This is a genomic window from Burkholderia sp. 22PA0106 (genome assembly GCF_047497155.1).
Classification (GTDB): Bacteria; Pseudomonadota; Gammaproteobacteria; order Burkholderiales; family Burkholderiaceae; genus Burkholderia.
Window position 1 is genome coordinate 3,182,569 of sequence record NZ_CP163162.1, and the last position, 21,930, is coordinate 3,204,498.

Here is a 21,930-nt window from a genome sequence, read left to right on the forward strand (position 1 = left end):
CTCAGAAGGCAGCCCAGCCGAGCGCCGTCACGTAAAGCCCCAACCCGAACACCACATGGCTCGCCAACTGCAACGCACAGGCCTTGGCCGGCGTCGGGGTGTTGGCATTCGCGACGCCCGCGCCCATGCCCGGCGCCATCACGAACCACCCGGCCAGCACCGTCACCACGCCGACGATCAACGCCGGCAACAGCGTCGGCGCATCGGCCCACGCCATCCCCCAGATGCCGAGCAAGGCGGCGGCATAGACGATGCCGATGAAATAGTGGCCTGACCAGCCCAGCAGCCGCTCGCCCGGAAACGGCGGCGTGGCGCCGATGTTCTGACGATGGAACTTCAACCTCGTCAGGTATCCGAACCAGCGGCCACCCAACACCCAATTCGCTCGCGGCGCGCCCATGACCTCGGACATGAACACTTTCCAGAGATCGAATATCGCGGTCGCGCCGCAACCGATGACGATGCTCGACGCGATGAAGCTTGCTGTGCCTGAGGCGCTCACAATCACTGACTCCGTTATTTGGTTTTCCGCGCCGATCTCCGGCGCGACAGGACGCTAAGGATAGGGCAAAAACCACGGCCGGCGTGCGCGCGGCGAGTGGAGAACAATGCATTTGGAATGCGCAATTGCCAGAGCGCGGGCATCGAGCGCCTCAACCCGCCCGCCCCCTGGCCGCCAACGCAGCGCCGCGCCCCGCCCGCGCCGCCAGAATCCCGCCGATCGCGCCGCCCACGTGGCTCTGCCACGAGATGCCCTGCGTGAACGGCAGCGCCCCGATCAGCATGCTGAACCCATACACGCCCACCACCACCAGCGCCACGACGACCGACACCGCATCGCGCACGTACAAACCGCGCGCCACCAGATACGCCGCATAGCCGAACACCAGCCCGCTCGCGCCGATATGCACCGAATACGGCGCACCGAGCAGCCACGCGCACAAGCCCGCACCCAGCATCGCGCCAATGGTGGCGTCCCAGAAGTTCGCGATGCGCGGCCACATGCACAGCCAGCCCAATACGAGCAGGCCCGAGGTGTTCGCCACGATATGCGCGAGGTTCGCGTGCAGCCACGGCGCGAACAGGATTCCCTGCAAGCCGCCGAACGTGCGCGGCACCACGCCGTGGTTGTCGAGGTGCAGCCACGGAAACAGCGCGGACACGAAAAACACCGCCCACATCGAGCCGACGAAGCCGGCCAGCAGCGTGACGCGCGCCTTCAATTGCGCGCCGAGTTCGTGAATTTTTCGCATGTCGGGAAACGGAAAGGGCCATGACGATCGAGCGCCGTCATCTTAGCTTGAACGAGCCCCATTCAGGGCCGGAACTCCGCGTCCACGCCGAGTCGCTGCCGCCGGATGTCAGCGGCCCGAGGGATTTCCCGTCGCCGTCGCCGTGGCCCCGCCGGCCGGCACCTCGCGCCGCAAGCCGTCGAGAAACACCTTCAGCCCTTCGAACAGCGGCGTGATCGCCTGCCACAGCGCTTCGTCGTGCAGCAGCTTGTATGCGCCGGTCACGCCGGGCGAGGTGTCGTGATGCGCGGCCGGCTGCCAGGCGGCCACGTGCTGGATCGCATCCGACGCGGCGAACGCGGCCTTCTCCAGATGTCCGGGAGGAATGCGCGACAAGGCGTTCAGCAGTACGACGAGATTCTGGATGCCGTTCTGCGCGGCGGGCTGGCCGAGGCCGCCAAGCACGTCGGCGATCTGGCTGTTGGCATCGACGAAATTGTGCGCGACGCGCAGGAAGCCGTTCTGATGCAGGCTGTCGAGCAAGTGGCCGAGCGCGTCGTGCGCCGCGGGACGGGGTTGCGACCGCGCCGGGTCGGTGTCGAAAGAATCGGCCATCGTGGTTTCTCCGGTGGTTGCCGCGTCGAGCGACGGGCGAAACGGATCAACGGCGGCGCGGAAGAGAGGGAGCCCGGCCGCGCCGATGAGCGACGGATCGTGGCACAGGTCGCGCGTCGCGCGCAGCACATGCTCACCGCCGATTGACAGCCGCCCCGCACACGGACCGCACGCCGATTGCGCCGGCAGGCGGCTGACACGAACGATGCACACGCAACCATCAGTGAGCCGAGCATCACGCGTGCCCGCCGCGCCGCGCTCCGTCCGTCAACCGGCTTTCCAACGCCTGACAATCAATCGGCCACGCGCGGGAACGTCAGCACGAAGCGCGTGCCCTGCGCATCGCTTTCGGCATGCGCGGCGCCGCCATGCAGTTCCATCACCGAGCGCACGATTGCGAGGCCGAGGCCGGCCACGCCGCCGTCGGCTCCGGCGATCTGCCGGCTGCGGGCCGGATCGCCGCGATAGAAGCGGTCGAAGATCCGGTCGAGCAGCTCGGCCGCGATCGGCTCGCCCTGGTTCGCCACGGTGACGGTCAGCGCCGCGGGCGTGTCGTGCGCGATCAGCCGGATCGCGCCGCCGCGCGGCGTGTAGCGCAGCGCGTTCGCGAGCAGGTTGCCGATCGCGCGCCGGAACAGTTCGAGATCGGCCGTCAACTGGCCGTTGCCCTCCACGCTCAACGCGGAGCCGGCCTCCTCGACCAGCCCCTCGAAATACCCTGCAATCCTCAGCAATTCCTCGCGCACCTCGAAGCTGCGCCGATGCGTGACGAAGCCCGGATGTTCGGCGCGCGCCAGGAACAGCACGTTCTCGATCATCCGCGACAACCGTTCGTATTCCTCCAGATTCGATTCGAGCAAGGTTTCGTATTCGCCGGTGCCGCGCGGGCGGCTCAACGCCACCTCGGTCGCGCCGCGCATGTTGTTGAGCGGCGTGCGCAGGTCGTGCGCGAGATCGGCGCTGAATTGGGACAGTTGACGAAAGCCGCGTTGCAGGCGCGTGAGCATGGCGTTGACGGCATCCACCAGCGGCGCCAGCTCCTGCGGCACGCCGCGCCCGTCGAGCCGCGCATCGAGGCGGTCCACCGTGATGCGGCCGGCATCGGCCACCACGCCGCGCAGCGGCCGCAGCGACAGACGAATCAACGCATAGCCGATCAGCACCGAGAGCGCCGCGCCCGCACCGCCCGCCAGCCACAGCGTGTCGCGGTAGCGGTCGAGCAGCGCGGCGCCGTCGTGCAGGTTGCGGGCGACCACCAGCGCGATCACGCTGCCGTCGCGCAGCCGCGCATCGGTGACGATGCCGTGCACCGGCATGCCATCGCGTGCAGTCCAGGCGACGATTTGCGTGTCGACGATGCGCGCCTGTGAATCGACGTGCGGCGTGCCGCGCGGCACGATGGCCGCGAGCCGATCGGCCGGCGGTGCGGAATCGGGTGCATCGCCGGGATCGGGATCGGGGTCGGTGAATGCGGCTGAGGCCGCAGCGGAGGCCGCGCGGGCCGGCCTGGCTTCGTTGGCGTCGCCGCGGCTCATGTCGCCGGCCTGCGCGGGCCGGGCGCGCGCGCCGGGCTGGCCGGGCAGCGTCACGGCCAGGTTGCGCGACGCGACGATGCGCCCGTCCGCCGTGGCGGCCGCGAACGACAGCGCGCTGTTGCCGAACACCACGCTGGTCAGGCGCTCGGCGTGCGTGCCGACCTCGGCGGGCGTGGCCAGTTCCTCGGCGAGCCGCCGCGCGTGACGCGCGGCCAGCACCACGTCGAGATCGCTCTGCTGGCTGACCTGGCGGTCCAGCCCGAGATAGACATAGGTGCCGACCAGCGCGAACACCGCCAGCGTCATCACGCCGAACGCCACCGCCAGCGCGACCGTCAGCGAGCGCGCGCGCATCAGCCGGCGTCCTTCAGTTCGAGCACGTAGCCCACGCCGCGCACGGTGTGGATCAGCTTGGTGGGGAAATCGTCGTCCATCTTGACGCGCAGGCGCCGGATCGCCACGTCCACCACGTTGGTGTCGCTGTCGAAATTCATGTCCCAGACATAGGAGGCGATCTGCGTGCGGCTCAGGACTTCGCCCTGGCGGCGCGCCAGCAGGTGCAGCAGCGAGAATTCGCGCGGCGTCAGGTCGATGCGGGCCGCGCCGCGCCGCACGCGGCGGCGCATCACGTCGATTTCGAGGTCTCCGATCGCGATCCATTCGGTTTCGCGCGGCGGGCCGCGCCGCGCCAGCGTGCGCACCCGCGCCAGCAATTCGACGAAAGCGAACGGCTTGACCAGATAATCGTCGGCGCCGAGTTCGAGGCCGCGCACGCGGTCTTCCACGTCGTCGCGCGCGGTCAGGAACAGCACCGGCGTGGATTTGCTGGCGCGCAGGCGCTTGAGCACGTCCCAGCCGTCGAGCACGGGCAGCATGATGTCGAGCACGATCACGTCGTACTGCTCTTCCTCGGCCAGCAGCAGGCCGTCGGCGCCGTCGGCCGCCAGATCGACGCTCATGCCCGATTCCTCCAGCCCCTTCTTCAGATAGGCGCCGGTTTTCGGTTCGTCTTCGACTACGAGGATTCGCACCGCGCGCTCCTGTCCCATGAATACGCGTCGATGGTACCGGGATTCGAGGGTGCCGGGCGACCCGGCGGGGCGGATGACAAAAATGTAATACGGAGCCCTGACGGACGGGCCGCCTGGCGCGGAACGGGAGCGGGTGCATGACAGGGTTGTCATGCGGCGCGGCGAGCCTCGATGGCGCCAACGCTCGGGGCCAAGGACGCAAGCCTTACGGTCGCAAGCCGCGAAGCCCCTCGGGGCCGGACCCGCCACCACCGCCCGCTCAATCCCCCCGAAACGCCCCCACCGCCTCGGTCAACTGCCTCCCCTGCACGTCCAGAGCATTCGATGCGGCCGCCGCCTGCTCGACCAGCGCGGCGTTGTGCTGGGTGACGTCGTCCATCTGCGTGATGGCGATGCCGATCTGCTCGATGCCCTGACGCTGCTCGGCCGACGCGGTGGCGATCTCGCCGACGATGGCCTGCACGCGCGCCACGGCCTGCGTCACATCGCTCATGATCCGCCCTGCCTCGCCGGCCAGCCGCGAGCCGTCCTCGACCTTGCGCGACGAATCGCCGATCAACCCGTGGATCTCCTTGGCCGCCGACGACGCGCGCTGCGCGAGCGAGCGCACTTCGCCCGCCACCACCGCGAAGCCGCGCCCGTGGTCGCCGGCCCGCGCCGCTTCCACGGCTGCATTCAGCGCGAGGATGTTGGTCTGGAACGCGATGCCCTCGATCATGCCGGTGATGTCGGCGATGCGCCGCGCGCTGTCGCTGATCTCGCCGATGGTGCCCACCACCTGCCCGACCGACGCGCTGCCGCGCCGCGCGATCTCGGCGGCGTCGAGCGCGAGCGCGCTGGCCTCGTCGGCCGATTCGGCGTTGCGCCGCACCGCCGCCGTCATCTGCTCCATGCTGGCGGCCGTTTCCTGAAGCGACGCGGCCTGCTGCTCGGTGCGCGCCGACAGATCGGCGTTGCCCGAGGCGATCTGCGCCGCGCCGGTGGCGATGCCCTCGGCCGAAGCGCGCACGGTGCCGAGCAGCGCGATCAGCCCGGCGCGCATGCGCGCCAGCGAGGCCAGCATGCTGCCGGCCGGCGCGCGCTCCGCGCCGTCGAGCACGGACAGGTCGCCTTCGGCGAAGCGCGCGATCGCGCCGGACAACACGGCCGGCTCCGCGCCGAGCGTGCGCAGGATGCTGCGCGAGGCGGCCAGCGTCAGCAGCGTGACAATCGCGCCGAGCACGGCGAGCGCCGCCAGCGAGCGCCCGAGCATCCGGTAGTAGGCCTGACGAATATCGTCCTGGTAGGCGCCCGCGATGAAATCCCAGCCCCACGGCGCGAAGCGCTGCGCGTAGCCGAGCTTCGGGCTGGGCTCGGTCTCGCCCGGCTTGGGCCACCAGTATTCGAGGAAGCCGCCGCCCTCGGGCGACGCACCGGCCGCCGCGATGCCCTGGTACAGCGCGTAGCCGTGCGCGTCGTGCCAGTTCGACATGTCCTTGCCGTTCAGCGCGGGCGAGGTGGGATGCATGACCATCACCGAGTTCGCGCCGATGATCGTCACGTAGCCGTTGCCCGCGTAGCGCAGGTCGGCGATGCGCGCGATCGCCTCGCGGCGCGCGGCGTCCATGTCGAGCTTGCCCGCGCGCGCCTCGCGCTCCAGCCCCTGCGCCACCGAGGCGGCCATCAGCACGATGTTGCGCAGGTCCGCGCGCCGTTCGCCCAGTTGCAGGTCACGCGCCTGCCAGGCGCTCCACACGGCCAGCACCACCAGCCCCACCCAGGCCAGTGCAAGCGGCAGCCACAATTTCTTGCGCAGCGTCATCCCGTTCATCAGGAATCCGTCCGAAAAAAAGCGCGCGCCGCCTGGCCCTCCGGCCCGCAACGCGCGCGATCAACAGCGGCAACCGCCGGGCCGACCCGGCCACCGCCGCACTCGCTCAACCGCTCACTCAGAACACCGTGCGCAGGCTCAGGCTCGCCCCGAAGTTGTTGGCCTTGCCGGCGAACGTCAGCGGGCCGTTCGGATCGTTGACCGACGCGCCCGACAGATGGCTGTGGTCCACTTCGAGGTACACGTCGGTGCGCTTGCTCAGGATGTAGTCGGCAATGCCGTAGACGGTCTGGATCGAGCCGCTGCGGCCCGGCGACACGTTGTTCGCATGATCGTAGGCGTACGAAGCAATGAAGCGCCATTGCGGCGACAGCGCGTAGGTCGCGCCGACGCGCAGGAACGCGTCGTTGCGCGCGCTGGTTTGCGCGCTGCCGGCGGCCGTGGTGACGTTGCTGATGATGCTGGTGTTCGACAGCGGGCCGCCGGAATTGGCGGTGGCCACGTTGAAGCCGGCGTCGCGGCGCGCGTCGATGCCGTACAGGAACAGGCTGAGCGGCCCCCACGCATAGGTGCCGCCGAACGAGCCGACCACCAGCTTGTGGCCGCCGCCGTCCTTCGATTCCGCGCCGGCGATACCGACCTTGCCGCCGTTGAAGTTGTAGATCAACGAAGCGGTGGTGGTGCTGCCCGACGCGCCGCTGCCCGGCTGGCCGCCGAACGCGTGCTGCACCTGCAAGCCGACCGGGCCGAACGATTTCTCGTACTGCACGGTGTTGTCGAAACGGATGCCGACCAGGAACAGCGACCAATCCGTGGCGTTGATGTTGCCGCCGCCGATCGGATCGAAGTTGAACGCGTAGAAGTTGTAGATCCCGCCGTATTGGCGGCCGAGCTTGACGGTGCCGAAGCGGTCGCTCTGCAGGCCTACCCAGGCGAAGCGGCCGAACAACTGGCCTTGCTGGTCCGACTTGCCGTTGGCGATGTTGAAGCCCGATTCGAGCTGGAAGATCGCGCGGTTGCCGCCGCCCAGATCTTCCACGCCCTTCAGGCCCCAGCGGTTGCCGTTGACGGCACCTTCGTTGACGCCGGTGGTGTTGCCGGCCGCCGAAGTCTGAAACCGCACGGCTTCGTCGATCAAGCCGTACAACGTGACGCTCGATTGTGCGTGCGCCACGCCGCAGGCGAGCGCGATCCCCATTCCGCCGATGATCTTTTTCATTCGAATTCCTGATTGATTCGTTCTGGCCGCGTGGTTCGAAAGTGCAGCGCGGCATCCGCCCGGCCGGCGATGTGTCGTCCATCCCACCACAGGCCACCCCTGCTCCGCATCCCGCGCGCCCGGTCTTGGCCGGTTCGTGCGGGACGTTTCCCTGAGCACGGTTGATTCTGTTGCAGCGTCGCGGGCAGGTCGAACTTGAAAATTAAATCGCGCGCATAAGGAATTCGAATACCGGAATACGTCGGGCGCGCACGCACGAACGCCGCCGGGCGCGAATGCGCCGGGCGGCCGAATCGGAATGGAAAGGCGCAACGGAACGCCGCGAACGCGGCGCCGAAAAACAACAGGAATGCGAACGAGCGCCTACACCATGACGCGCGCCGCGCCTTCTCCGAGGCGCGCCGCGTAGGCGCGCACGGTGTCGACGGCGATCTCGACGAGCCGCTCGGTCAGGTCCGAGCCGGTGCGCCACGCGATCACGAACGGCAGCGGCGGCGGCACCTCCAGCCCTTCGAGCTGGCGCAGCGTGCCCTTTTCGAGCGGCAGCGTGACGAGCGCGGGCGGCATCGCCGCCACGCCGAAGCCGGCCTGGGTCAACTGGATCATCGCGGCCACCGAGTTCACGCAGCTCACGCGCGCCTCGCCGATGCCGAACGATTGCATCAGCCGCAGCAGGTCCTGGTGCGGGCGCGAATGGCGCGAGTAGGTGATCAGCCGCTCGTTGCCGAGCCGGCGCAGCGCGGCGGTCTCGGTTTCGTCGGGTTGCAGGCCGCTCACGCGCGAATTGGCGGCCGCGATCCACACCACCGCCAGTTCGAGCACTTCGACGCTGCGGATCGTTTCGTCGCGCAGCATGTCGGTCTGGATCACCATGTCGAGCATGCCGCGCCGCAACTGCTCGTTCAGGTTGAGCGCGGTGTCGGAGGTCACTTCGATGTCGAGGTTCGGATAATGGGCCATCACGTCGGCCACGAAATCGACGAACCACGAGTGGATCGCGCTGTCCATCGCGCCGATCCGGATCGTGCCGTAGGCGAATTTCTCGCCCTGCAGCGATTCGTAGAGCTGCGTCATCGACTGGCTGACCTGCTCGGCGTGGCGCAGCACGCGCTCGCCCTCGCGGGTGAGCGTCACGCCCTTCGGCTCGCGCTTGAACAGCTTCGCGCCCAGCTCCTGCTCCAGCACCGAAATGCGGCTGGAAATGGCCGCCTGCGTCGAATGCAGCTTTTCCGCCGCCAGGCTGAAGCTGCGCAGCTTGGCGACCCAGATGAACGTTTCGAGGAACTTCAGATTCACGCCGCGCCTCCTTGCGCCTCCGGACGGCAAAAGCCGGATTGCGCTGGCAACCCGGCTTTCGCGTCCTGCCGGCGGCGCTGGGGCGCGCCGCCGGACCTGCACCAGCTATACAGCAGAATGATTTTGACGGCTACCTCGCGCCCGAAGGCGCTCCCACCGCGCCACACCGCCTACATCATCACGTACAGCAGCACGATATTGACGGCCAGCAGCGCGAACGCGGTCGGCACCTGGGCGCGGATCACGCCGTACTTGTCGCGCAATTCGAGCAGCGCGGCCGGCACGATGTTGTAGTTCGCGGCCATCGGCGTGAGCAGCGTGCCGCAATAGCCGGAGAACATGCCGATCGCGGCCAGCGGCGCGGGGTTCGCATGGAACATGCCGATCAGCACCGGCACGCCGATGCCGCCCGTCATCACCGGGAACGCGGCGAAGCCGTTGCCCATGATCACCGTGAACAGCGCCATGCCGATGCAGTACACTGCCACCGCCACCAGCTTGACGTCGAGGTTCACGTAGGCGGTGGTCACATGCGCCACGGCCTTGCCCACGCCCGCATCGGCGAACACCAGGCCGAGCATGCCGAGCATCTGCGGCAGCACCACCGCCCAAGACAGCACGTCCACCAGCCGGCGCGCTTCCAGCACGCCCTGCTGCGGCCGGTCGCGCGTCATCGCGCAGGCGAATGCGAACGCCACCACGCAGCCGATGCCGAACGAGGCCAGCGTGGCGTTCTTCGGATCGATCAGCGCCGTGCCGCCAAACACCAGATGCGGCGCGAGCAGCGTGCCGATCACCGTCACCAGCGGGATCGTCAGCGCGGGCAGGAACAGCCGGTTGCCGAGCCGCAGCGCGCTGTCGCGGCGCGCTTCGTCGCTCGGCACCTTCGGCTTGCCGCCGACCACCCCGCCGAAGCCGGCCACCAGCGCCATCGCCACCACCAGCACGCCCACCACGTCGGCCGGCAGCTTGTCGCCGGCCAGGAACACGATGCCGTAGACGATCCAGAACGCACCGGCCAGGAAGCGCTTCGGATGCGCGCGATCGCTGACGATCACGCCGCCGATCACGATCAGCAGGATGCCGAGCAGCCAGAAAAATACGTTGAGCGAAACGATCATGCCTGTTCTCCTGGTGCGCGATCGAGATGCGGCGCGGCGGCCTTGCCGTCCGGGGCGGGGGAAGCCGGGGCAGCCACCTGGCGCGCCACCCAGCCGTCGAGCCGGTAGAGCCGGAAGCCGTGAATGGCGAAGGCCGCCACGGCGGTCGGAATGCCGTACACCGCAACGTGCATCGGCTCGACCACCACGCCCGATTCCTTCAGGAACGTGACCATCAGCACGATCGCGCCGAACGCCACGAACACGTCCTCGCCGAAGAACAGCCCGACGTTGTCGGCCGACGCCGAGAACGCGCGCAAGCGCTCGCGCACCGCGTCGCCGAGCTTGCCGAAGCGCGCCTCGGCGGCGCCTTCGGCCATCGGCGCGACCAGCGGCCGGACCATCTGCGGATGCCCGCCGAGGCCGGTCAGGCCGACCGCCGCGGTCAGCTCGCGCACCAGCAGATAGGCCAGCAGCAGGCGGCCCGGGGTGGCGGCGCGAATCCCGCCGATCCAGATCTGCGCGCGCTCGCGCAGCCCGTGCCGTTCGAGCAGGCCGATCACCGCGAGCGGCAGCAGGATGATCAGGCTGATCACGCGGGTCTTGATGAAGCCCGCGCCCATCGCGGCGAGCACGTGGTCGAGCGGGAAATGCGCCGCGAGGCCGGTCGCGACGGCCGCGGCCACCACGATCAGCAGCGGGTTGAAGCGCAACGCGAAGCCGGCGACGATCAGCGCGACGCCGACAAGCGGGTACAGATTCACGGTTGACTGCATCGAAGGATCTCCTGGTGCTACGGGGGGTGTGGGCTGCGCCTGACGGGCAGGCGAAGCGGCCATCTCAGTGCGCGTGCGCCGCCTGAGCCGCGGCTGCCGCGCACCTGTTCTGTTGCTTATTCCGCGTGGCCGTAGCCGCCGCCGCCCGGCGTCTCGATCACGAACACGTCGCCGGGCTGCACGGTGGTGGTGTGGGTCGCACCGAAGTGCTCCACCGCGCCGCCCGCGCGCTCGATCCAGTTGCGCCCGACGCTGCCCGCCGCGCCGCCTGCCAGCCCGAACGGCGGCACGCGGCGGCGGTTGGCGAGGATGTTGGCGGTCATCGTCTGGGTGAAGCGGATGCGCCGCACCGCGCCGTCGCCGCCGGCCTGCCGGCCCGCGCCGCCGCTGCCCGCGCGGATCGCGTGCTGCTCGACGATCACCGGGAAGCGCCATTCGATCACCTCGGGGTCGGTCATCCGCGAGTTGGTCATGTGGGTCTGCACGGCCGAGGTGCCGGCGTGGCCGCCGCCCGCGCCCGAGCCGCCCGCGATCGTTTCGTAGTACTGGCGGGCCTCGTCGCCGAACGTGAAGTTGTTCATGGTGCCCTGCGAGCCGGCCAGCACGCCGAGCGCGCCATACAGCGCGTCGGTGATCGATTGGGACACCTCGACGTTGCCCGCCACCACCGCGGCCGGATACACCGGGTTCAGCATCGAGCCCTGCGGAATCACGATCTCGATCGGCCGCAGCACGCCTTCGTTCATCGGCATGTCGTCGTTCAGCAGCGTGCGGAACACGTACAGCACGGCGGCCTTGCACACCGAGCCGGGCGCGTTGAAGTTGCTGGCGCGCTGCGCGCTGGTGCCGGTGAAATCGATGCGCGCCGAACCCTGCTCGCGATCCACCGTGACGCGCACGCGGATCGCCGCGCCGTCGTCCATCTCGTAGGCGAACTCGCCGTCCGACAGCGTGGCGATCGCGCGGCGCACGGCTTCCTCGGCGTTGGCCTGCACGTGGCCCATGTAGGCGGTCACGACCTCCGCGCCGTAGCGGCCCACCACGCGCAGCAGCTCGGTCGCGCCGCATTCGCAGGCGGCCACCTGGGCCGTCAGATCGGCGATGTTCTGGTCGATGTTGCGGCTCGGATACGGGCCTTCGGCGAAGCGCGCGCGCACGTCGGTTTCGAGGAAGCGGCCGGCCGCGACGATCGGCACGTTGTCGAGCAGCACGCCTTCTTCCTCGATGGTGGTGCTGTTCGGCGGCATCGAGCCGGGCGTGATGCCGCCCACGTCGCCGTGGTGGCCGCGCGCCGCCACGTAGAACAGGCGCTCGCCGCCGTCGGCGTCGCTGCCGTACACCGGCATCACCACCGTGATGTCGGGCAGGTGCGTGCCGCCGTTGTACGGCACGTTCTGCATGAACACGTCGCCGCGCCGCATGGTTTCGCCATGCTTGCGAATCACGCTCTGCACGCTGTCGCTCATCGAGCCGAGGTGCACCGGGATATGCGGCGCGTTGGCGATCAGGCCGCCGTCGCGGTCGAAGATCGCGCATGAGAAATCGAGGCGCTCCTTCATGTTGACCGAGTACGAGGTCTTCTCCAGCGTCACGCCCATCTGCTGCGCGATCGACATGAACAGGTTGTTGAAGATCTCCAGATGCACCGGATGGCGCGCGGTGGTGATCGCGTGCGCCGCGCCGGCCGCCTGGTCGCGATCGAGGCGCAGCGTGCCGTCGTCGAGCACGGTGGCGGACCAGCCAGCGGCCAGCACGATCGTCGAGATTTCCTCGGTGATCAGCGCGGGCCCGTCGAGACGCGCGCCCACCGCGAGGTCGCGGCGCGCCTGCAGCGGCACCGTGGCGGCGCGGCCGTTCGCGTACAGTGCGGCGCTCGCGCCTTCGACGGCGGCGGCGTTGGCCTTGCGCGGCGCGGCGCCGTGCAGCATCGGCGGCTCGGTCAGGCCCACCGCCTCCACCACCACCGATTCGATCACCAGCGGCTTGTCGTTCATCGCGAAGCCGAAGCGCTTGCGGTGCAGCGTCTCGAACGCGAGCGCCATGTCGGCGGCGTCGCCGAACGGCACTTCGAGCGTCGAATCGGTATCGCGATACTTGAGGCGCGCGGCGCGTGCAGCTTCCACGCGTTCGCGCGGCACATGCTGCGCGAGGATCGCGGCCACGGCTTCGTCCTCCAGCGCGGCGAACGAGGCGTCGAGCGTACTGACGGCCGCCGCATCGAGCAGCGCCTCCACGGCGCGCTCGCGCAGCACGCGCAGGTCGGCGAGGCCCATGCCGTACGCCGACAGCACGCCCGCGAACGGGTGCAGCACGATGCGGCGCATGCCGAGCGCATCGGCCACCGCACAGGCGTGCTGGCCGCCCGCGCCGCCGAACGCGCACAGCGCGTAATCGCTGACGTCGTGGCCGCGCTCCACCGAGATCGTCTTGATCGCCTGCGCCATGTTGTCGACGGCCACCGCGAGGAAGCCTTCGGCCACCGCTTCGCCGCTCATCGCGCGGCCGGTGTCGCGCGCCACCTGGGCGGCCAGTTCGGCGAACTGCGCGCGCACCACGGCGACGTCGAGCGGCAGGTCGCCGTTCGGGCCGAACACGTGCGGGAAGTGATCGGGCTGCACGCGGCCGAGCATCACGTTGCAGTCGGTCACGGTCAGCGGGCCGCCGTTGCGGTAGCTGGCCGGGCCGGGATACGCACCGGCCGATTCGGGGCCGACCTTGAAGCGGCCGTTCTCGAAGCTGCAGATCGAGCCGCCGCCGGCCGCCACGGTGTGGATGTCCATCATCGGCGCGCGCACGCGCACGCCGGCCACCTGCGTTTCGAACACGCGTTCGTAGGCGCCGTCGTAGTGCGCGACGTCGGTGGACGTGCCGCCCATGTCGAAGCCGATCACGCGGCGCTCGCCGGCCTCCTCGCTGGTGCGCACCGCGCCGACGATGCCGCCGGCCGGGCCGGACAGGATCGCGTCCTTGCCCTGGAAGCGGCCCGCATCCACCAGGCCGCCGCTCGATTGCATGAACATCAGCCGCACCGCGCCGGTGTGCTCCGTGACGCGGCTCACGTAATCGCGCAGCACCGGCGAGAGGTAGGCGTCCACCACGGTGGTGTCGCCGCGGCCGACCAGCTTCATCAGCGGGCTGACCTGATGGCTCACGGACACCTGTCGGAAGCCGCATTCGCGCGCCAGCTCGGCCACGCGCAGCTCGTGCGCCGGGAAGCGGTAGCCGTGCATCAGCACGATCGCGATCGATTCGATGCCGGCCTCGCGAGCCTCGGCCAATGCACGGCGGGCCGAGGCCTCGTCGAGGCCGCGCAGCACTTCGCCTTGCGCATCGACGCGTTCGTCGATCTCCGCCACGCGCTCGTACATCTGCGCGGGCAGTTCGATGTGGCGCGCGAAGATGTCCGGGCGCTCCTGATAGCCGATCCGCAACTGGTCGGCGAAGCCGCGCGTGATGGCCAGCAGCGTGCGGGCGCCCTTGCGTTCGAGCAGCGCGTTGGTGGCGACCGTGGTGCCCATCTTGATGACTTCGATGCGCTCCTGCGGCAGCGGCGCGGGCGCGTCCACGCCGATCAGGTCGCGGATGCCCTGCACCACCGCGTCGCGGTAGCGCTCGGGGTTCTCGGACAGCAGCTTGTGGGTAACGAGTCGCCCGTCCGGGCGGCGCGCGACGATATCGGTGAACGTACCCCCGCGATCGACCCAGAACTGCCAAAGGCCGTCGTCGGCCTGGTCGTGCGATTGAGGAAACTGTGCGTCTTGCTGCGTGACATTCATGCCGTCATCTCCGGGGCTTGCCGGCCACCGTGCCGTCATGCCGGGGCGCGGACCAAACCGTGTTGTGATGGGCGGATTGTCGGGGCGGCCCCGGAAGGCGTCGAGGAAGAAAAATAAATCCGCCGCATAACGAAATGCTATTCGGCGGACGGATGCGTGAAAGCCCCGGCTGGTGGGGCTTTCGGGGGGAAGTGGAGGGGGCGAAGGTGCCCGGATCGGGCCGCGTGCAGACCGGTCGGACCAGATCGGGGCCGGGGGCCGGGGGCCGGGGGCCGGGGGCCGGGGGCCGGGGGCCGGGGGCCGGGGGCCGGATGCCGGATGCCGGGGACCGGGCCGAGTGACGAACGCCGGGCAGCCGACGGGCGGGGGTCGGGCGCGCCGTGCAGGACGCGCGAACGCTCAGGCGCTCGCCGCGTGCGGACGCTTGCGTAGGTCGACCACCGCCCAGTGATGCACGAGCAAGCCGGCGATCGCCAGCAGGCCGCCCACCCAGCCGGTGGACGACCAGCCCATGCCGGCCTCGATCGCCACGCCGCCGAGCCACGCGCCGAGCGCGTTCGCGATGTTGAACGCCGAGTGATTGAGCGCGGCGGCGAGCGTCTGCGCGTCGCCGGCCACGTCCATCAGGCGCGTTTGCAGGATCGCGCCGAGCGCCATCACCGTGCCCACCAGCAGCACGTTGATCGAACCGGCCACCGCGTAGTGCGCGGTGAAGCTGAACGCGACCGTGACCACCGCCGTCCAGATCAGCACGTAGCGCGCGGTGCGGTCCAGCCCGCGATCGGCGAAACGTGCGCCGAGCAGGTTGCCGGCCACGCAGCCGATGCCGAACAGCGCGAGCACCACGGGAATCGCCGCCGCGGACATATGCGCGAGTTCCGTCATGGTCGGCTTCACGTAGCTGAACACCGAGAACAGGCCGCCGAAGCCGATCGCGCCGGTGGCCAGCGTCAACAGCACCTGCTTGCGGCGCAGCGCGCCGAGTTCGCGCAGCGGGTTGGCCTTCGGATCGCAGGGCAGGTGAGGCACCCACAGGCGGATCAGCACCACGGTCAGCGCGTTGATCACGCCGACCACTGCGAACGCCGCGCGCCAGCCGAGCCATTCGCCGATCGCGGCCACCAGCGGCACGCCGAACAGCGTGGCCAGCGTCAGGCCGAGGAACACGTTCGCTACCGCCTGCGCGCGCTTCTCGCGCGGCACCAGGCTGGCCGCCACCAGCGCCGCCACGCCGAAATAGGTGCCGTGCGGCAGGCCGCTGATCAGGCGCGCGACGGCCACGCCCGCGAAGCCCGGCACGATCGCGCTGGCCAGGTTGCCGAGCGTGAAGAACAGCATCAGCGCGATCAGCAGCGCGCGGCGCGGCCACTTCGCGCCGAGCACGGCGAACACCGGCGCGCCGATCACCACGCCGAGCGCGTAGATGCTGATCAGGTGGCCGGCGGTCGGGATCGAGATGCCGAGGTCCTGCGCCGCGTTCGGCAGCAGGCCCATGATCACGAACTCGCCGGTACCGATGCCGAAGCCGCCCACGCCGAGCGCGAACAGCGCGCGGCGCGTTTGCGCGGCGGATAGCTCGACCGATACGGGAATGACGTCTTCCGCGACGTCCGAACTGACAGACATGTGAATTCCAATCCAGTGTGGTTGACAACGGGCGCGCGCGGCGGCGGCCGGTTCGAGCGATCGCTTTATCGGAGTGATGGCGATCGGTTTGTGACATGCAAAAACATGCGGGATGTCATGCGCGAGGACGGCACTCTACACGAGCGTCGTTGAGTTCGCGTGTCAGGCGGCGGGCGGGCCGCACTGTGGTGGTGCGGGTGCGCTCGCAGGCTTTACTGTGCCAGGGTCGAGGGGTGAAAAAAAATGGTTTTTATTGATGAGGGGATCGATGGGGGTGATAAATGGGGAGTGGGCTCATGGCTATAGGTCGAGTGTTCGCGTAGCCGACGCGGCTGGTGCCATGCTTTTCCGACTTTCGACTTTGTCGATTTAAGCGACTTGGCAAACGGCCTCGGCGGCGGTTTCCGGCCAGGAAGATACATTCGATAACCGTCGTTCAATCGTTGAAGGTCCACACATCTATATGAGTGCCGTCGCAAGAGGCATAGATTTCTCACCCGCCGCGCGTTCCCGCCATCACGCCTGGTTAGAAATATCTACGCCGCCAGACACCGGAGCGAACTGGTATCCCGAACGCTCGAGATCGTCTTGTAATGCAAGCGTTGCAATGTTCGATTCAATTTTGACAAAGGCGTATCCGCGTTTCGGCTGCATTCCAGGGGCGCCAATGATGTATCCCAACATCAGAAAACGGGCTTGGCACGGAATTTTGATCGGCAGCGGTACGTTCGGAAGCTGCGCAGTGATTCCAGAAAAAAGAGGCAGTCCTCTATTGCGATCCCATAGGGTTGTAAACTTATTCATATGGACGCTTGCCCCGGCTATTTTAAATGATTCCCCCTCGTCACTTCGATGACGATTAACGTCTGCAGAAAAATCACCAACTTGGACTCTTTCATCTAGCAAAATATGGAACACCGCATATTCAGCCGGGACTGGGGACTCGTTAAAAACGGAGAGCGATATGTCGATATCTTGCGAATAGCCTTCCTCGTCCGGTATCAAAGCAATGTGCTCTTTCCCAGAAGAAAGCGAGAACCTAGCACTGATATCCGGGGTGGATGATCTGCCGCTGACATCGCGAATTTCGTACTCTTCCATCGGGACAGATTCGAAATTGAATCGCTTGTAAAAACGCTTGTCCGATGCCTGATGCGGCGCCATGGCGCTCTGCGGCACCCACACAACATAAGCGACGCGCCCAGGCGCACTTTGTGGAAGCGCCACCTGGTTGATTCGAACGCCATCGATTCGGCGTTGAATGCGCGAATTGATAATTTGCTCCAACCACTCTCTTGTGATGTCCGATGGATCGAATCCGAGATCGAGCGCTTGAGGAAGATGGCCATTTTCGATTATTCCGTACACGATGGTTCCACCCGCTGCGTTGGCCAATGCGCTGACGTCTTTGCTAATTTCGTTCTTCTTCCCGTCACTGCGCTGCAGTGCATCGCACCGTTTATAATCCAACTGCACATTCTCTTGAACCCCAAGTTCAATGAGCTGAAGAAGATCAGACTCTGTCCACAACCAAGGTTCGTTCCTCACGCTGCCCCCTTAACTTCAAAGACAAATGAGCATGATGTTAAACGAATTTTGAGCATTATGGAGTGCGTACAAAATCTTTAACTATTTTGGAGGTAGTCCATGTATTCATACGAAGAACGCGCGCGGGCGGTCGAGCTTTACCTGAAACTTGGGAAGCGCATCAAGGCGACCTTTCGCCAGTTGGGCATGCTGTGTTGCTAGTCCGATAAGAATCCTTAGGCAGTTCTGACAACGAGGATACGAACGGATGCGATCGCAACTTTGCGCAATGAACAGGGCGGCAAATTGGGCAGGCACTATTGTCTCAGGCGCTTCGGTGTCGGCAGATCGCGAAGTGGCGGCAAGTGACCGTTGTCGAGAATTTCGAATGGCTCGAACGGGCTGGTATCGACCGCCCGGGAGACACGCCCTCCAAAGGGCGAATCGATGCATCCCAGTCCCTACATCGCATCGTGGGCAGCCGCACACGCCCTTCCGATCGTTCCTGCAGCCGGTTAAACGAACATAAAATGGCGCTGAGCAAGGGGGGCGGTAGTCCGATTTCATAGTCGTCGATGCGTCGTTCTACGCCCGGATCAAATGTTAGACTCACAAACATGTGCGTCGTTGTATCGCTTCCCCGAGACTCAAGATGATGAAATCCACAGAAAATCAAGAGCGCGTTTACAAAATCCTTGTGTATGCCCTTGAACGGAAGGGACTGCCCGTTCCCGCCGAACCTATTCGAATGAGAAATTATTCCGTGTTCTTCGAGAATTATGGCACGGCTAGGCGATTTCAAGAATACGATGGCGTTGTCTTGTTTCAGGGGCTATTCGAGACGTTTGAGCGACAAAATAATTACATAAGCTCATATCTCCGGCATAAATATGACCCCGATGAACTGGACAAGCGAAAGAAGGAGACCATGCTTCTGTTGGAAAAAGAGGGATTCATCTGCTATCTCCTGACCGAACCTTTCATCGATCACGCGGATGGACGAGACTTTGGAAGCACCGATCTCGTCAAATATCAGTTGCTTCACAGCCAATTCTATCGCGAGAACTTCGCCTCGCGCCATGCTCATCCTGCTCCCGTGCTCAGCGAATTCAAGCGGTTCCTAGAAATGTTCGGAGCGGCAAACAGCTATTTCACGTCTCACAATGATTCGCTAGATTTCCGCCCATTGGCGACATCCAATGGAAGGACTGTGGGATTCGTGCTCAACCGAGGCGAGTACGTGGTTCCATCTCTAGTGCCTGATAGCCGCAAAGACGTCGTCAGTGAGTATCTTGAATTATTAGTCGATGCCGTTACTGCGGTGCACAACAAGATGCATCAAATCTTACCGAAATGGATTTCTTCATACAAATTTGAAGAGGAGGATTTTTTATCTGCAAAAAGAGATAATTTAAGTTCTGCAATAGCCGAAATCGATGACCAATTTCAGAAGTTGGCCATATTCAAAGCGGCTCTCTTTCATAGTGGCCCCGATCTGGTCGCTGACGTGGGTGCGATACTGCACGCGGCGTTAGGCACGCCAATTGATGCGACTGATGACTTGCGAGAAGACATCAAACTATTGAACGAAGATGGAAAAGTAATTGCGATATGCGAGGTAAAAGGTATCAATCGCGGAGTCGGGCGAGAGAACATAAATCAGACCGATTCGCATCGCGATAGGTCGGGATTTGATAATCGGCTTCCTGCAATACTTATTGCAAATACGCACATAAAGAGTGCGCGGTCGATAGCCGAGAAAGATCAAGAGATCGATGGGCAACAGATCAGGCACGCAGTAAATATGCGTATTCTTGTCATGCGAACTATCGACTTGCTCGGCGTGCTTCGGCTAGTGCTCGCAGGAAAGGTAGCTCAAGAAGATGCTCGAGCCCTTATCCTAGGGAATGTTGGCTGGCTTCGTGTGGAGGGGGACGGAATCAACGTCCTTAACGGACAGTAGAAATCCCGACGCGATGATCAGCTCTCAGTCGTGCCCGACGTAAATGCCTACCGATCAGCATATCTAGGCTGCGCGCCTAAGAAGCTGTTGCGAAATTAGTTATCCAGAGATTTGAGACGTGTCCAGCAAATCAAGGCACAAGCCAAAGACATAAAGGCCTCGTGTACATGAGCGTAGCGTTCATAACGAATTTTGAGCCGTCGAAACGAGTGCAACCAGGCAATCGAACGCTCCACTGGCCAACGTGTTTTTCCCAGTCCACTGCCATGTGGCGCGCCGATTTTTGCGAGCATCGGCGTGATGCCGCGCTCACGCAAGCGCTGCCGATGGGGCTCAGAACTGTAGCCCCGGTCGCCTTGTATGATTTGCGGCTTGCGCAGCGGACGTCCCCGCTTGCCCCTGATGTGTGGAATAGCATCGACCAGCGCATCAAGCTGGGTAATGTCGTGACGGTTTGCTGCACTCAGGATGACCGCGAGCGGGATGCCTTGCGCGTCGACGATGAGGTGGTGTTTGCTGCCGAGCTTGCGCCGGTCCGTGGGATTCGGGCCGGTTTTTTTCCCGCCAGTACGGCGCGGATCGATGAGCTATCGACGAGCGCACGCGAGAGGTCGATTTCGCCACGGCGACGCAACTCGGCCAGCAACGTTTCGTGGATGCGTTGCCAGACGCCGGCCTGTTGCCACGCCACGAGCCGTCGCCAGCAAGCCGTGCCTGAACCACATCCCATTTCTTGCGGGAGTAGATTCCACGCAATGCCCGAGCGCAACACGAACACAATGCCTGCCAGCACCGCGCGGTCGGGTGTCGGTTTGCGGCCTGCATACTGGCGATTGCGTGGTGCTCGCACCGGCAGCAGCGGTTCGATGAGTGACCACAATTCGTCGTCTATCAGTTCTTTCGGCATCGCTTCCTGTTGGGCAAAACAAGACAGAAAGTTAACACCAAGTCGGAAAAGTTAACAGACCCAAAACCTAATTTCGCAACAGCTTCTAAGACATTCCCTGTGCGGCTGCTTGGGTTTAAGAGCGGCCGCGGGAGTGTCAGAAATTCCGTGTTCGAGGCGAGTTGAACATCACACGGATGGCCGAGCAAAACGTTACTCGTAGAGGAGAACGAACTGATTCATAGCCGCCTACCAGTCATGGGCGGCGTGTCCCCCCCCCGCCCGTGGCGCGGCTACCCGCAAATCGCTAATCCCCCCGCGCCCACGATCGGAACGGAGACGCCCCCCTACTGCGCCCGCGCATGCTCCGCGAACCCAATCGCCTTATAGTCATAAGTCGGATAAAACTCCGTGCGATACGCACCCCAGGCCGTATCCTCAAGCACGCGATTCACCTCCCGCACCCGCGACGCCGGCAGCCTCAGCACGATCACCTGCCCGATCCCCATCGTCACCGTCCAACTCACCACTTCGACACCGGGCGGCGGAAACGCCTTGTAGAAGCCTTGCTTGTCCAGTTGCGCATTAAGCTCGCGCAGCGGACGCGACTGATCGTGCTTGAGGAACACCGTCAACAGCACAGCGTTATCGGGCGTCGCCACGGCACTGCCCGCCGGCGGCGCACCCGAAGGCTGGGCCTGCGCGGCCAACGGCACGACCATCGACGTCACAGCAGCAGCCACGGCAACCCAGCGCAGACAGCTACGAAATCCACAGATCACAGGCATGTTTTCGCTCCCGGTTGGAAACGGGCCGCGCGGAATGCCCGGCCCGTGCAAACGCCCGGCGAGCGTACACCGGATCGCGCCGATGCATCGCCCCCACGCAGCTCGCGAAAGCCCGTCGCAAGCCATCCACAGCCATGACGAAACAGCACAATTTCTTGTTGCATCGCCCAACGGGCACGGCATAGAATCCGCCCTGTCTCGAACCGAATCACCCTGACCACCCAGAATCATGGAATCCATGTCTAGTAGCGACAGTTGCTCGCCGGCCTTGCCCGGCGACCCCCTGACCCGTACGCGCTAGCAGCCACAGTTCCCTGTCGCCGCTGCCCGTACCAACGGCGCAGCGCGCATCTTCCGGCCCGGTCCCGCACCGCTCGGGCCGCTCTCGATACCGCCTGCCTACCTCGATGTCCGATGCGAATCGTTCGCACCGGCAATGGACATCCGTGTCCGGACCCGCCCCAGCGGAGATCGCGATGTACGTGCAAAAATTCATGTTTGTTTCGCATTCCTACTTTAGCCTGCGCGACGATGCGCTGGCCGGCCTGCTGCCGCCCACGCATCCGCATGCGTATGCCGCAGGCCCCATCGATCCCGGCATCGATGCACGACCGGAACCGGCCCACGATCCGCAACAGACGGATCAGCCCGGCCAGATCGCGGCGCCCATCCGCATCTGAGCCCGGCGACGCGCGCGCAAGGGCCTCGCCCATGCGACGCGCGATCGCCTCGTCGACGACAATACCCCCA

The 21,930-nt window shown here is 65.7% G+C and carries 18 protein-coding genes; 3 read left to right on the forward strand and 15 right to left on the reverse strand.

The features are described from left to right. Window position 1: 1 nt before the first annotated feature. Window positions 2–412 carry a DUF2938 family protein gene (locus AB4850_RS13790; protein ID WP_414440370.1) on the reverse strand — a complete coding sequence of 137 codons (411 nt, stop codon included), beginning with the start codon at window positions 410–412 and terminating at the stop codon, window positions 2–4. Here AB4850_RS13790 and AB4850_RS13795 point away from each other — a divergent pair. After that, entirely contained in the window at window positions 411–560 is a 150-nt protein-coding gene (locus tag AB4850_RS13795; protein ID WP_414440371.1) for a hypothetical protein, read from the forward strand. The genes AB4850_RS13790 and AB4850_RS13795 overlap by 2 nt on opposite strands. A gap of 93 nt (window positions 561–653) precedes the next feature. On the opposite strand, the gene AB4850_RS13800 is transcribed toward AB4850_RS13795, so the two are convergent. The 12 genes from AB4850_RS13800 to AB4850_RS13855 all read right to left on the reverse strand — a co-directional run bounded on the left by AB4850_RS13800 (window position 654) and on the right by AB4850_RS13855 (window position 17,546). Next, window positions 654–1,253: a rhomboid family intramembrane serine protease gene (locus AB4850_RS13800; RefSeq protein WP_414440372.1), complete on the reverse strand. Its 600-nt coding sequence runs from the start codon at window positions 1,251–1,253 to the stop codon at window positions 654–656. 108 nt (window positions 1,254–1,361) lie between these two features. Further along, window positions 1,362–1,847 (reverse strand): hypothetical protein, encoded by a 486-nt coding sequence (locus AB4850_RS13805; RefSeq protein ID WP_414440373.1) that lies wholly within the window; start codon window positions 1,845–1,847, stop codon window positions 1,362–1,364. Window positions 1,848–2,140: 293 nt separating this feature from the next. Then, window positions 2,141–3,688, reverse strand: coding sequence for a heavy metal sensor histidine kinase (locus AB4850_RS13810; protein ID WP_414442026.1), 1,548 nt, complete (start codon window positions 3,686–3,688; stop codon window positions 2,141–2,143). 47 nt (window positions 3,689–3,735) lie between these two features. Further along, on the reverse strand, window positions 3,736–4,413 hold the full coding sequence (locus AB4850_RS13815) for a heavy metal response regulator transcription factor (protein ID WP_414440374.1): 678 nt from the start codon (window positions 4,411–4,413) through the stop codon (window positions 3,736–3,738). Window positions 4,414–4,672: 259 nt separating this feature from the next. After that, the gene (locus AB4850_RS13820; protein ID WP_414440375.1) at window positions 4,673–6,223 is read right to left on the reverse strand and encodes a methyl-accepting chemotaxis protein; all 1,551 of its coding nucleotides are present in this window, start codon (window positions 6,221–6,223) and stop codon (window positions 4,673–4,675) included. A 118-nt stretch (window positions 6,224–6,341) separates the two neighbouring features. Then, the gene (locus AB4850_RS13825) at window positions 6,342–7,442 is read right to left on the reverse strand and encodes a porin (protein WP_414440376.1); all 1,101 of its coding nucleotides are present in this window, start codon (window positions 7,440–7,442) and stop codon (window positions 6,342–6,344) included. A gap of 363 nt (window positions 7,443–7,805) precedes the next feature. Next, entirely contained in the window at window positions 7,806–8,738 is a 933-nt protein-coding gene (locus AB4850_RS13830) for a LysR family transcriptional regulator (protein ID WP_414440377.1), read from the reverse strand. A 170-nt stretch (window positions 8,739–8,908) separates the two neighbouring features. After that, on the reverse strand, window positions 8,909–9,859 hold the full coding sequence (locus AB4850_RS13835; protein ID WP_414440378.1) for a DUF979 domain-containing protein: 951 nt from the start codon (window positions 9,857–9,859) through the stop codon (window positions 8,909–8,911). After that, window positions 9,856–10,614 (reverse strand): DUF969 domain-containing protein, encoded by a 759-nt coding sequence (locus AB4850_RS13840; protein ID WP_414440379.1) that lies wholly within the window; start codon window positions 10,612–10,614, stop codon window positions 9,856–9,858. The genes AB4850_RS13835 and AB4850_RS13840 overlap by 4 nt, the downstream gene beginning before the upstream one ends. A 116-nt stretch (window positions 10,615–10,730) precedes the next feature. Beyond that, window positions 10,731–14,390 (reverse strand): hydantoinase B/oxoprolinase family protein, encoded by a 3,660-nt coding sequence (locus AB4850_RS13845; protein WP_414440380.1) that lies wholly within the window; start codon window positions 14,388–14,390, stop codon window positions 10,731–10,733. A 399-nt stretch (window positions 14,391–14,789) separates the two neighbouring features. Then, window positions 14,790–16,016, reverse strand: a complete 1,227-nt coding sequence (locus AB4850_RS13850; protein ID WP_414440381.1) for an MFS transporter — start codon at window positions 16,014–16,016, stop codon at window positions 14,790–14,792. A 516-nt stretch (window positions 16,017–16,532) separates the two neighbouring features. Further along, window positions 16,533–17,546 carry a helix-turn-helix domain-containing protein gene (locus AB4850_RS13855; RefSeq protein WP_414440382.1) on the reverse strand — a complete coding sequence of 338 codons (1,014 nt, stop codon included), beginning with the start codon at window positions 17,544–17,546 and terminating at the stop codon, window positions 16,533–16,535. Window positions 17,547–18,195: 649 nt separating this feature from the next. Here AB4850_RS13855 and AB4850_RS13860 point away from each other — a divergent pair. After that, window positions 18,196–19,506 (forward strand): hypothetical protein, encoded by a 1,311-nt coding sequence (locus tag AB4850_RS13860; RefSeq protein WP_414440383.1) that lies wholly within the window; start codon window positions 18,196–18,198, stop codon window positions 19,504–19,506. Between the two features lie 95 nt (window positions 19,507–19,601). Here the strand turns inward: AB4850_RS13860 and AB4850_RS13865 are convergent. Together AB4850_RS13865 and AB4850_RS13870 are read right to left on the reverse strand one after the other, a co-directional pair. Beyond that, window positions 19,602–20,413 (reverse strand): IS5 family transposase gene (locus tag AB4850_RS13865; protein ID WP_414440148.1). Its coding sequence is split into 2 segments (ribosomal slippage): window positions 19,602–20,074 and window positions 20,074–20,413, totalling 813 coding nucleotides; the frame shifts between segments, so codons are not numbered across the junction. A gap of 326 nt (window positions 20,414–20,739) precedes the next feature. Further along, a complete protein-coding gene (locus tag AB4850_RS13870) occupies window positions 20,740–21,114 on the reverse strand; it encodes a hypothetical protein (protein ID WP_414442027.1) in 375 nt (124 codons plus the stop codon). A 473-nt stretch (window positions 21,115–21,587) separates the two neighbouring features. Here AB4850_RS13870 and AB4850_RS13875 point away from each other — a divergent pair, with 473 nt between their 5' ends. Then, window positions 21,588–21,860 carry a hypothetical protein gene (locus AB4850_RS13875; RefSeq protein ID WP_414440384.1) on the forward strand — a complete coding sequence of 91 codons (273 nt, stop codon included), beginning with the start codon at window positions 21,588–21,590 and terminating at the stop codon, window positions 21,858–21,860. The last annotated feature ends 70 nt before the right edge of the window (window positions 21,861–21,930 follow it).